General features: G+C 21.1%; 11 protein-coding genes. 3 read left to right on the top strand and 8 right to left on the bottom strand.

What is annotated here, in order from left to right; translation table 11 throughout:
* Positions 1 to 32 precede the first annotated feature (32 nt).
* Positions 33 to 836, top strand: coding sequence for a glutamate racemase (gene murI / locus H0H39_RS01070; protein WP_185877550.1), 804 nt, complete (start codon positions 33 to 35; stop codon positions 834 to 836).
* Here murI and H0H39_RS01065 read toward each other — a convergent pair.
* From H0H39_RS01065 to H0H39_RS01030, 8 genes are all read right to left on the bottom strand, one after another.
* Positions 833 to 3,115: an NADP-dependent malic enzyme gene (locus H0H39_RS01065; protein ID WP_185877628.1), complete on the bottom strand. Its 2,283-nt coding sequence runs from the start codon at positions 3,113 to 3,115 to the stop codon at positions 833 to 835. The two genes, murI and H0H39_RS01065, sit on opposite strands and share 4 nt — an antisense overlap.
* A 23-nt stretch (positions 3,116 to 3,138) precedes the next feature.
* The gene (locus H0H39_RS01060) at positions 3,139 to 3,585 is read right to left on the bottom strand and encodes a FixH family protein (RefSeq protein WP_238785662.1); all 447 of its coding nucleotides are present in this window, start codon (positions 3,583 to 3,585) and stop codon (positions 3,139 to 3,141) included.
* Positions 3,586 to 3,676: 91 nt separating this feature from the next.
* Entirely contained in the window at positions 3,677 to 4,555 is an 879-nt protein-coding gene (locus H0H39_RS01055) for a cbb3-type cytochrome c oxidase N-terminal domain-containing protein (protein WP_185877549.1), read from the bottom strand.
* A gap of 12 nt (positions 4,556 to 4,567) precedes the next feature.
* Entirely contained in the window at positions 4,568 to 4,732 is a 165-nt protein-coding gene (locus H0H39_RS01050) for a cytochrome oxidase (RefSeq protein ID WP_185877548.1), read from the bottom strand.
* A gap of 14 nt (positions 4,733 to 4,746) precedes the next feature.
* On the bottom strand, positions 4,747 to 6,951 hold the full coding sequence (gene ccoN, locus H0H39_RS01045) for a cytochrome-c oxidase, cbb3-type subunit I (protein WP_185877547.1): 2,205 nt from the start codon (positions 6,949 to 6,951) through the stop codon (positions 4,747 to 4,749).
* On the bottom strand, positions 6,932 to 7,123 hold the full coding sequence (gene ccoS, locus H0H39_RS01040; RefSeq protein WP_185877546.1) for a cbb3-type cytochrome oxidase assembly protein CcoS: 192 nt from the start codon (positions 7,121 to 7,123) through the stop codon (positions 6,932 to 6,934). The genes ccoN and ccoS overlap by 20 nt, the downstream gene beginning before the upstream one ends.
* A 22-nt stretch (positions 7,124 to 7,145) precedes the next feature.
* On the bottom strand, positions 7,146 to 9,398 hold the full coding sequence (locus H0H39_RS01035) for a heavy metal translocating P-type ATPase (protein WP_185877545.1): 2,253 nt from the start codon (positions 9,396 to 9,398) through the stop codon (positions 7,146 to 7,148).
* 49 nt (positions 9,399 to 9,447) lie between these two features.
* Positions 9,448 to 9,864, bottom strand: coding sequence for a glycine cleavage system protein H (locus H0H39_RS01030; RefSeq protein WP_185877544.1), 417 nt, complete (start codon positions 9,862 to 9,864; stop codon positions 9,448 to 9,450).
* A 598-nt stretch (positions 9,865 to 10,462) separates the two neighbouring features.
* On the opposite strand from H0H39_RS01030, the gene H0H39_RS01025 reads away from it, so the two are divergent.
* Positions 10,463 to 11,893: an anthranilate synthase component I family protein gene (locus H0H39_RS01025; RefSeq protein WP_185877543.1), complete on the top strand. Its 1,431-nt coding sequence runs from the start codon at positions 10,463 to 10,465 to the stop codon at positions 11,891 to 11,893.
* Positions 11,890 to 12,462, top strand: a complete 573-nt coding sequence (locus tag H0H39_RS01020) for an anthranilate synthase component II (RefSeq protein WP_185877542.1) — start codon at positions 11,890 to 11,892, stop codon at positions 12,460 to 12,462. Before H0H39_RS01025 ends, H0H39_RS01020 begins: the two co-directional genes overlap by 4 nt.
* Positions 12,463 to 12,464: the final 2 nt, after the last annotated feature.

The raw sequence follows: 12,464 nt of genomic DNA, 5'->3' as shown, positions 1-12,464 counted from the left end.
CATTTTATTATTAAATATTGTCATTTAATAATATGAAAAATAAATATCCAATAGGAATATTAGATTCTGGAATAGGTGGTCTTATTATTGCTAAAGAAATAAAAATACAAATGCCAAATGAAAATTTAATTTATTTTGGAGATAATATAAATATGCCTTATGGTAATAAATCCAAAAAATTTATTGTTGATAATGCAATAAAAATTATTTCATTTCTTTATGAAAAAAAATGTAAGGCTTTGGTAATAGCTTGTAATTCAATAACATCTAATGCCTTGGATATAATTTTAGAAAAATTTAAAAATAAAATATTAATATTTAATGTAATAGATCCTATTATTAAAAATAATATACTTTTATCTTATAAAAAGATAGGAATAATTTCTACTCCTTCTACTATCCGTTCAAATTTTTATTTTAATAAAATAAAATATTATTATCATCATTTGGATATAGTTCAATTATCAATACCATTACTTGCTTTTTTTATAGAAAATGATTTTAATATAAAAAAAATAATAGACTACATAAGAAATTATTTAATACACTTAAGGTCAATAGATATTTTAATTTTAGCTTGTACTCATTATTTATATATAAAAAATGAAATATATAAATTTTATAAAAAAAAAGTTTATTTAATAGATATTCAAAAAATAGTAGTAGAAGAAATAAAAAAAAAATTGATAAAAAAAAGTTTATTATCTTTAAAAGATAAAAGTGATATTCAATATCCAATTTTTTATCATACATCTAATAAAAATAATTTTTTTCAAAAAAAAGTTCAATTATTATTTGGAAATAAAGTTTTTATAGAACAACATAAATTTAATTAATTATTTCTTATTTGTGAATCAATTACAGCTATTGTTGATAAATTTACTATTTCCTCTATACTAGATTGCATTTGCATAACATGAGCTGGTTTTTTCATTCCTAACATGATTGGACCAATAGTTTTAACATCTCCTAATCCTCTAATAAATTTATATGTTAAATTACTTGATTCTAAGTTTGGAAAAATGAATATGTTTGCTTGTTTTTTTGCAAGTTTAGAAAATGGAAATTTATTATATAATAATAATTCATTTAGAGCAAAATCAGGCTGTATTTCTCCATCCACTATTAATTTAGGATATTCATTATGTAATATTGAAACAGTTTTGGCCATTTTATATGAAGTTTTTGAATTTGAAGAAAAATTTTGAAAAGATAACATAGCTATACGAGGTTCAATTCCAAATTCTTCTACTATACTAGAAACCATTATTGCTATTTTAGCTAATTCTTCGCTTGTAGGATCTGGAATAACAGCTGTATCTGCTAAAAATAATGGTCCTTTTTTAGTTAATAAAATCATCATTCCCGATATTTTATAATCATTTTTTTTCTTTCCTATAACTTCTAACATTGGACGTAAACTTATAGAAAAACTTCTAGAATATCCTGTAATAACTATATCTGCTTCTTTTTGATTAACCATCATAGCTCCAAAATTATCATTATTACGCATATGTATTTTAGATTCATATAAAGTTAATCCTTTACGATTTCTTTTTTTCCAAAATATTTTTGCATATTTTTTCAATTTTTCTTGATTTTCTTCTTTTTCTGGATCTATAATTTTTAAATCTATATCTAATTTATTTTTTTTAATTATATTATTAATTCTATTTTCATTTCCTAAAACTATAGGAGAATGAATTATTCCTTCTTCACTAAGAATTTGTACAGATTTTAGGATATTATATTCTTCTCCATTACAAAAAACAATTTTTTTAGGGTTTGTACGAGCTCTATTTTGTATCATTCTTAACATTTTACTTTCATACCCCATTCTGTCCAAAAGTTTTTCTTTGTATAATTTCCAATTTGAAATTGGATTTTTTGCTACTCCGGAATTAATAGCAGCTTTAGCTACTGCTGGAGCTACACGAATAATTAATCTATTATCAAATGGTTTTGGAATGATATATTCCTTTCCAAAAGAAATGTTTTTTTCATTATAAACTATATTGACTTGTTCTGGAACTGGTTCCTTTGCTAAGGAAGCTATAGCATATACAGCAGCAAGTTTCATTTCATCATTAATAATACTTGCTTGAACATCTAATGCTCCTCTAAAAATATAAGGAAAGCCTAAAACATTATTTACTTGATTAGGGTAATCACTTCTTCCAGTAGCTATAATTGCATCAGGCCTAATTTTTTTTGCTAAATCATAATCTATTTCAGGATCTGGATTTGCCATTGCAAATATTATGGGATTTTTTTTCATATTTTTTAACATACTGGGAGTCAATATTCCTCCTTTAGATAATCCAATAAAAATGTCTGAATTTTTAATAGCCTCATTTAATGTTTGAATTGGATGATTTATGTCTACAGAAAATTCTTTTTTTTCTATATTTAAATCATTTCTTGATTTGTGTAATAATCCTTTACTATCAAACATAAAAATATATTTTGAATTTATTCCAAGTTTTTTATATATTCTTGCACAAGAAATAGCAGCAGCTCCTGCTCCATTTACTATCATTTTTACATTATGTATATTTTTTCCAACATAATCAATAGCATTTAGTAATGCTGCACCTGAAATAATAGCAGTTCCATGTTGATCGTCATGCATTACAGGAATATCTAATTCTTTTTCTAATATTTTTTCTATTTCAAATGCTTCTGGAGCTTTAATATCTTCTAAATTGATACCTCCAAATGTAGGAGCAATAGCTTTTACTATTTCTACAAATTTTTTTGGATTAGATTCATTAATTTCTATATCAAAAACATCTATTCCAGAAAATATTTTAAATAAAAGAGCTTTTCCTTCCATTACAGGTTTTGAAGCTAATGCTCCAATATTACCTAATCCTAATACAGCTGATCCATTAGTAATAACCGCTACAAGGTTTCCTTTAGAAGTATATTTATAAACATTTTTATAGGATTTTACTATTTCTTTACAAGGTTCTGCTACACCAGGAGAATAAGCTAAAGATAAATCTCTTTGGTTATTATATTTTTTTGTTGGTATTACTTCTATTTTTCCTGCAGGAAACTTACTATGATATTTTAATGATTCTTTTTGAAGGTTTTTTATATTTTTTTTCATTTTAATTTTTATAATTTTTTTTATCATTTCCATAATAATTCTTTTTCAAAAAAATATTTTTTTTTATTATGTTTCCATCTAATTATAATTTTATATTGGCCTTTTTTTAAAAAATTTTTATTAATAAAAATTTTTTTATTTGATTTGTTTTTAACAATTTCGAAATTTCTTGTAAAATCTAAATTTTTAGAAGAATATCTAAGTAAAGTTATAATTCCATGAGTATTATAATAATAAGATGGAAATAATATTTCAATTCCATTATTAGTAGTTTTTATATCTATTTTTTTTGAAATTTTTGATGCATTTTTTTTTTCATTAATAATATCTTGATATTTTATCTCTTCTTCATAATAATTTTCCGAAATTAATTCTCTTTTTAAATTTGGAAAAAAAAATGAAATATAAATTATAAAAATAATGAAAATGATTAAAGAAAATATAACGCTTATTTCCCATTTTGATCTCATTTTTATAAATAATGTTTTATTTTTACTGAATTATATAAATATTTATTATTTTTATTTTATTTAAACATTGTAATTGTAAAAGCATTAAAAATTATTTCCAATCTATTATTTTTTTTCCTTGAGGATTTTTTTGTTTTAATGGTTTATTTTTTTCTTTATTTATAAAATAAACATAACTAGATATTTTTTCAATATCATTTCCTTTAATTTCACCATTTTTTCCAAAAGCACGCATTGTAGGATTTTTTTCGCTTCCATTCCAAATCAAATAAAAAATATTTTTGTATAAATCTTTTTCTATAACATTAATCCAATAATCGTCTGTTAAATTAGGGCCTATATTTCCACTACCATCTTTTTGATGGCAAGTAGAACAATTTTCTTCAAAAAGAATTTTTCCTTCATTAATTAATCTTTTTTTAAAAAAAGATTTTTCCAAAGATGCTTGTGGTTTTTTTTGTTCAAAAATTTTAATATTATACAATTGTTTTTTATATGATAAGTCATATTCTTTATATGGATTAGAAAAATCTAATAATAAATAAGAAAGTAGATATATTACAGAGAATATTACTGTAATATAAAAAAGGTGAACCCACCAAATTGGAAGTTTGTTATCTAGTTCTATAATTCCATCAAATCCATGATCTATTGTTTTAATTTTTTCATTATCATTATTTTTTTTATGAAAAAAAAATTTATAAAAAACATAAAAATAATTTCCTTCATTTTTTTCTATAATTTTTCTTCTTTTTTCTTCAGATAAAGATTCTATCTTTTTTTTAAAAATTATGTTGTTAATGTATTCTAATATTATTAATAACAATATTATTATAATGAAAAAAAATATAGAAATAAAATTAGTTATATAAGATAATTTATCATAATGTTTAAAAAATATATAAGATATAAATACTATAACAGACAAAAAAGAAGGGATCATAATAAAAGAAGAAATTTTTGATCTCATCATTGTTTTTTTTTATTCATCTATAGGAATTGAACTATTTTTATCATAATATTTTTTAGGTTTATATAAAGTTATAAATAATATTAATGAAAATATTATGAAAAATATTATTAATACAATTGATTGAAAAATTCCTATATTTTTTTCTTTTATAAAAAAATTTTTAAAATAATTCATCTATACATCTATATTTATATTTTTATATCTGTTCCTAATCTTTGTAAATAAGAAATTAAAGCTATAACTTCTCTTTTTTCCAATGGAATAAATTTTTCTTTATATATTTTTTTTTGTTGATTTATTTCATTTATTAATAATGGATATTCTTTATATATTTCTAATACAATTTTTCTTGCTTGAATATCCATGTCATTGTTATAATTTTTTAAATATTTTATACTATATGGAACACCTAATCTAATCATTGATTTAATTTTGTTATATGTGTTAGATCTATTTAATTTATTATATATTAACCATGGATATCTTGGCATTATAGATTTAGGAGAAGTGGATCTAGGATTAAATAAATGATTATAATGCCAAGAACTAGGATTTTTACCTCCTTCTCTAGCTAAATCAGGGCCTGTTCTTTTAGATCCCCATAAAAATGGATGATCGTAAACAAATTCTCCAGCTTTAGAATATTCACCATAACGAACTACTTCATCTCTAAAAGGACGTACTTGTGCACTATGACAAGAATTACATCCTTCTCTAACAAATATATCTCTACCTTCAAGTTCAAGAGCTTTATAAGGTTTTACATTATGTATTGTAGGAACATTAGATTTAATTACTATAGTAGGAATGATCTCTATAGCACCACCAATAGCTACGGCTATAAATGACAAAATAGTCATTTGTACAGGTTTTTTTTCTAACCAATCATGAAAACTTTTATTTTCTACATAATAATTATAATTATTATAATGAAATTTTTCGTTTTCTATAAAATTTCCATTTTTTATAGTTTTTAAAATATTATAAATCATTAAAATGAATCCTATTAAATAAATTAATCCACCAAAAAATCTTATTTTATAAAATGGAATAATATGTATAACTGAATCTAAAAAATTTTTATAGTATAAAGTTCCATCAGGGTTGAATTTTTTCCACATTAATGATTGTATAATTGAACCAAAATACATAGGTAATATGTATAAAATTATCCCTATAATACCTAACCAAAAATGTATATTTATTAATTTTTTAGAATATAATTTAGTTCTCCAAATTTTTTGTGTTATCCAATATATTATTCCAAAAGCCATAAATCCATTCCATCCCAAAGTTCCTAAATGAACATGAGCTATAACCCAATCTGTAAAATGACCTATTGAATTTAAAGTTTTAGTAGCTAACATAGGCCCTTCAAATGTTGCCATTCCATAACAAACTATTCCAACAACGAAAAATTTAAGTATAGGATTTTCCTTAAAATTTTTCCATGCATCTCTTAACGTCAATAATCCGTTAATCATTCCACCCCAAGAAGGAGCAATTAACATTATAGAAAATATAGTACCTAAAACTTGAGCCCAATTTGGTAATGAAGTATACATTAAATGATGAGGTCCAGCCCATATATATATAAATATTAAAGACCAAAAATGAATAATAGAAAGTTTATATGAATATATAGGTTTATTTGATGCTTTTGGAACAAAATAATACATTAATCCAAGAATAGGAGTTGTTAATATAAATGCAACAGCATTATGTCCATACCACCATTGCATTAAAGCGTCTTGTACTCCTGCATATATAGAATAACTTTTAAAAGATATAAGAGATATTGGTAATTCTAAATTATTAAATATATGTAACATAGCAACTGAGACCCATGTCCCTAATAAAAACCATATACTTACATATAAGTGTTTAATTTTTCTATTTAAAATACTTCCTATCATATTTATTCCATAAATAATCCATACAAATAATATTATTATATCTAATGGCCATTCATGCTCAGAGTATTCTTTACTTGTATTTATTCCTAAAAGGAAAGTTATCCATGTAAGTATAATGAATAATTGCCATCCCCAAAAATGTATCCAACTTAAAATATCACTAAATATTCTTGTTTTTAATAAACGTTGCAAAGAGTAGTAATATCCTGTAAATATTATATTTCCTACGAATGCAAATATAGCTGTATTTGTATGTAACATTCTCCATCTTCCAAATCCAAATATTCCTTGTGTATATTTTAATTTGTTTCTAAAAATAACTTCAGGTAATTCTGGATAAAACAATAGTAATGCTATAAATAGTCCTGCTAAAAATCCAATAAGAGCCCAAAAAATTGTAGCATATAAAAATGCTTTTACTATATTATTATTATAATAATTAATTAAATTTTTACTATTATTTTTTATTTTTATCATGAAATAAATTATTTTTATTTTTTGATTTTATTTTATAATCATCCATTAAAATTCTAAATTTGGGCGTTTCATAATCATCAAATTGTCCATAATAAATGCTACATAAAAAAAATATTAGAAATAGTATTCCAACAGAAACACTAGATAATATCATTATAATTATAATGTCCATAACATAAAAAATATTAATAATTTTATAAATTAATTTTCTTTGAGATTATAAATGTAGATATAATAGAAAAAATAATAACAGAAAAAGAACTTAAAGGCATTATAATAGAAGCAATAAGAGGATTTAATATTCCAATAATTGAAAAAAAAATTCCAATTATATTATAAAAAAAACTAATAATAAAATTAATCATTACTAATATTGAAGATATTCTAGATATTTTCAAAAATAAGAAAATTTTACTTAAACAATTGAATTGAATAAATGCATCACAACTAGGAAAAAAATTAGATGGATTTTCTGAAATAGCTACTCCAACATCACTTTGATTTAAAGCAGCACTATCATTAATTCCATCACCAAACATCATTATTTTAGATCCATTTTTTTGTAATTTTTTAATATATTTTAATTTATGTATTGGACTTTGATTAAATAATACCTTACTTGATTTTGGTAATATTGACTTTATATATTTTTTTTCTACATTATTATTATCTCCAGATAATATTATTAATTTATAATTATATTTTAATTTTTCAAATATTTTTTTTATGTCTTTGTGATAAAAATTTCTAAATGTAAAATATCCTATAAATTTGTTATTTATAGATATAGCAACAATTGTATTTTTATTATTAATATTTAATCCTAAATATTTTGAAGAACCAATTTTTATTGGAATATTATTAATTGTACATTCTAATCCTTTTCCTAATATTTCTTTAAATTCTTTTATATGATAAAAATTTTTTATAGATAAAAAAGATAATAATTTTTGACTTAATGGATGAAAAGAATTTCTTAGTAAAGAAGCTATCATTTTTTTTTTATTTTTATTAATTTTTTTACCTATAAAATTAATTTCATCTTTGTTAATATCTGTTAATGTTCCTGTTTTATCAAAAACTATAGTATTTATATATGAAATTTTTTCCATAGTATAAATGTCTTTTATATAAAATCCATTTTTTGAAAATAATTTTATTATATTTCCAAATATTAATGGAGAAGATAAAATTAAAGCACAAGGACATGTAATAATTAAAATAGAAAAAATAGTGTATATCATTTTATTTATATCTCCTTTTAAATACCAAAAAAAACCAGATGATACAGATATAAAAAGTATAAATGGGACAAAATATTTACTAAAATTATTTGTAATAGAATTTAAGTAACAATAATTTTTCTTGTTATTATTTTTTCCTTTTTTCCATAAATTACTTAAATAACTTTGATTAACGTTGTTTATTGCTTTTAAATAAATAAATTTTCCTTTTTGTTTAGATCCTGCATAAATTTTTTCTCCTATATTTTTATTTATTAATTTAGATTCTCCTGTAATAAAACTATTATCTAATACAGCTTTACCTTTTATTAATAATGAATCTACTGGAATAATTTCTTCGTTTTTAATTAAAAATATATCTCCTATTTTCAATAATGATAATAATATTTTATTTTCTTTTTTATCTTTAATTTTTGTTATTAATAATGGATAAAGAGATTTATAATTTTTATTGAATGAGAATATTTTATTATGAGTATAAACCTGGAAAATCTTACTTAATAATAAAAATAACGAGAAACTAGAAAGACTATCAATATATCCAGAACTTAAATCTAATAAAATTTGATAAATACTCCAAAAAAAAATAATTAATAATCCAATAATAATAGAGATATCTGTATTAATAATATTTTTTTTTATTCCAAACCATGCTTGTTTTATATGATCTTTAATAGATATTATAAATGTAGGTATCCCCAAAAATAATATCATATAACGAAAAAAATATCTATGATTTATATACCAATAATCATTATATGATCCTATATATTCTGGTATAATTAACATCATAATATTTCCAAAACAAAAAAATGATATTGCTAGTTTAATTAAAAATTTTCTATTAAAATATTTTTCATTATTATGAATAAAATCTTTATTTTCATATAATGATTCAAATGAATTTAAGTCAATATAAGGACTATAACCATTTTTATCTAAAAGTATAGCTACTTCACTTAATTTTAAGTTATTATTATTATATGTTATCCATACTATTTTAGTAGTAAAATCTACATTAATGTCTATAATACTATTATATTTTTCAGGTAATTTTTCTAAAATTAAGATACAATTGCTACATATAATATCAGGAATAAAAAAATGTGTTTTAGTAATGTTTTTATTTTTGTAATCAATAATTTTTTCTGATACATTTTTTTCGTCAAGAAAATTATAATGGTTATTTTTACTAAAATTCATAATTAAAAAATAATAAAAATAAAATTATGTTGTTTTTGTTTTATTATTTTCAAGATTTGAAATACTTTTCGTATTCTTCTTTAGACATAAGTCTATTATATTCTTCAATATTTGAAATTTCAATTTTAATAACCCAATATTTATAAGAATCTTTATTAACCAATTCTGGTTTACTAACTAATTCGTTATTAATATTTATTATTTTTCCTGAAACAGGCATAAATAAATCCGATACAGTTTTAACTGCTTCTATTGTTCCAAATGTTTCTCCCTGTTTTTTTTTATTTCCTATAAGTGATTTACTTATATCAAGAAATATAATATCTCCTAATTCTTTTTGAGCAAAAAAAGTTATTCCCACATGTGCAGAAGCAGAACTATTTTTGATTAATTCTTTTTTATTATTATTATGAATCAATTTTATCCATTCATGATTCTTTGTATATTTTAATTTGTCAGGATACATCTATATAAATGTTTCTTAATTTTATAATTATAATGTTGATTATAATGTTGAATGTTGCTTATATTTATTTACTGCTTATCTTAATCTCTTATCTTGACATAAGGCAATAAAATAATATAATAATAATATAATAATTTTTTATTTTATTAATAAATATTTAAGTTTTTTATTTAATATATTTTTTTTGTCGTTATGATTTTATATTTTATTATAATAAAAATTTATTTTTTATAAAATAAATTATGTACACAAAAAAATATTTGTATATTTGTTTGTTTTGTAGCATACTTTTTTATAATTTATTGATTATTTATATAATAATTAATTATAATTTCTATAAGAATTACAATGAAAATAAACTTTATTATTTTTTAGTACATTAGTACAATTCAATAATCTTCATTTGTGATTTTATTTGTTTTGTTTTATGTTTTATAATTGATTCAATCAATAAACATTGAAAAACATACAAAAAAAATCTATTTTTAATATAAACAATTCCAAAATCATTAAGTTTTATTTTCGAAAGGCTTGTTGTTTTATAAACAACGGCCATTTTTTTTTATTATAATTATAAAAGATAAAATACCATGAAATCATGTTGAAATTTAATTTTAAAACTATTCAAAAAAAAATTTTAAATGATAGTATCACTCCTGTAGAATTATATTTAATATTAAGAGATATTTTTCCAAATATATTAATATTAGAATTACCTAATCATAATCATAATTTAAATAATAATAAGAGTAATTTATCTATCTTGTGTATAAATCCAGTTTCAGAATTAATTTTGGAAAAAGATATATTAAAAATATCATATCCAAATAATATACACAAACATATTTTTATAGATAATAAATTTAGTATTAGTAAATTAATTGAAGATTTTTTCAAAAAATTTATACAAAATAATAGTATTAATTTTAAATATACAGGATTATATGGGTATATATCATATGATAGTATTCAATATTTCGAAAATATTAAATTTTATTCTTCAGTAAAAAAAAATTATAATTTACCACAAATACGTTTTAGTTTTTATAAAAATATAATTTTGTTTCATCATTTTTATAATGAAATAAGTGTAGTTGAACATCAATTTTTTAATATTGATAAAATAAGTTATATAGATCAACTTACAGAATTGATTGAAAAAAAAACTCCTGTTTATTTTCCATTTAACCCATTAGGAAATAGAACTTCTAATGTTACAGATAATGAATATAAAAAAATGGTAAATAAGGGAATAAATTCATGTTTGCGTGGAGATGTGTTTCAAATAGTATTATCTAGACAATTTAGACAAAGATTTAATGGCGATGAATTTAATGTATATAGAGCTTTAAGATTTATAAATCCATCTCCATATTTATTTTATTTTGATTATGGATATTACAAAATATTTGGATCATCACCTGAATCACAATTAGTTATATGTAATAAAATTGCTTATATTAACCCTATAGCAGGAACAATTAAAAGATCAAGTAAACAAAATTATGATAAAGATAAAAAACTTTCTGATAGTCTTTTAAAAGATCCAAAAGAAAATTCCGAACATGTAATGTTAGTTGATTTAGCCAGAAACGATTTAAGTAAAAATTCAACTAATGTAAAAGTAGAAGAATTTAAAAAAATTCATACATTTTCTCATGTATTACATATGGTATCAAAAGTATCTGGAAAAATAGACGAAAATATATCAAATATTAAAATATTTGGAGATACGTTTCCATCAGGAACATTATCTGGAGCTCCTAAATATAAAGCCATGGAATTAATTGATAAAATAGAAAATCAAAATAGAGGATTATATGGAGGAGCTATTGGTTTTTTTGGGTTAAACAATTCTTTTGTTAATACTGCTATTATAATACGATCTTTTGTAAGTAAAAATAATACCTTATTTTTTCAAGCTGGTGCAGGTATTGTTGCTAATTCAGAAGAAAAAAAAGAATTAGAAGAAGTGAATAATAAACTTATAGCTTTATTTAAGTCTATAGAATTAGCTAAAAATATATGAATAAAATATTAATTTTAGATAATTATGATTCTTTTACTTATAATTTAGTATACACAGTAAAAAAATTAACAAAAAATTTTGTAAAAGTATTTAGAAATAACGAAATAGAACTATCAGATGTAGAAAAATATAATAAAATAATATTATCTCCTGGACCTGGGATTCCTAACGAAGCTCATATATTAAAACCATTGATTAGTACTTTTGCTTCTACTAAAAGTATTTTTGGAGTATGTTTAGGACAACAAGCTATAGGAGAAGTATTTGGAGCTACTCTTTTTAACATAAAAGATGTATGTCATGGAGTTTCTAGTTCAATAAAAATAATAGATTCAGAGGAAATAATTTTTAAAAAGATTCCAAAAAATATTCAAGTTGGACGTTATCATTCATGGATAATATCTTCACAAGATTTTCCTAAAGAACTTCAAATTACTGCTGTTGGAGAAAAAGGAGAAATCATGGCTTTACGTCATAAATTTTATGATGTACGCGGAGTACAATTTCATCCAGAATCTATTTTAACTCCGTATGGAGAAAAAATAATACATAATTGGTTGAATATATAAAA

The organism is Blattabacterium cuenoti (assembly GCF_014252315.1).
Taxonomy (GTDB): domain Bacteria; phylum Bacteroidota; class Bacteroidia; order Flavobacteriales; family Blattabacteriaceae; genus Blattabacterium; species Blattabacterium cuenoti_AI.
The sequence above is the reverse complement of the archived record's forward strand: the minus strand, read 5'-3'. Positions and strand labels throughout refer to the sequence as shown.

Excerpts from the sequence above, each read along its gene's own strand:
- murI (WP_185877550.1), top strand. The coding sequence starts at position 33 with ATGAAAAATAAATATCCAATAGGAATATTAGATTCTGGAATAGGTGGT.
- H0H39_RS01065 (WP_185877628.1), bottom strand. The coding sequence starts at position 3,115 with ATGAAAAAAAATATAAAAAACCTTCAAAAAGAATCATTAAAATATCAT.
- H0H39_RS01060 (WP_238785662.1), bottom strand. The coding sequence starts at position 3,585 with ATGAGATCAAAATGGGAAATAAGCGTTATATTTTCTTTAATCATTTTC.
- H0H39_RS01055 (WP_185877549.1), bottom strand. The coding sequence starts at position 4,555 with ATGAGATCAAAAATTTCTTCTTTTATTATGATCCCTTCTTTTTTGTCT.
- H0H39_RS01050 (WP_185877548.1), bottom strand. The coding sequence starts at position 4,732 with ATGAATTATTTTAAAAATTTTTTTATAAAAGAAAAAAATATAGGAATT.
- ccoN (WP_185877547.1), bottom strand. The coding sequence starts at position 6,951 with ATGATAAAAATAAAAAATAATAGTAAAAATTTAATTAATTATTATAAT.
- ccoS (WP_185877546.1), bottom strand. The coding sequence starts at position 7,123 with ATGGACATTATAATTATAATGATATTATCTAGTGTTTCTGTTGGAATA.
- H0H39_RS01035 (WP_185877545.1), bottom strand. The coding sequence starts at position 9,398 with ATGAATTTTAGTAAAAATAACCATTATAATTTTCTTGACGAAAAAAAT.
- H0H39_RS01030 (WP_185877544.1), bottom strand. The coding sequence starts at position 9,864 with ATGTATCCTGACAAATTAAAATATACAAAGAATCATGAATGGATAAAA.
- H0H39_RS01025 (WP_185877543.1), top strand. The coding sequence starts at position 10,463 with ATGTTGAAATTTAATTTTAAAACTATTCAAAAAAAAATTTTAAATGAT.
- H0H39_RS01020 (WP_185877542.1), top strand. The coding sequence starts at position 11,890 with ATGAATAAAATATTAATTTTAGATAATTATGATTCTTTTACTTATAAT.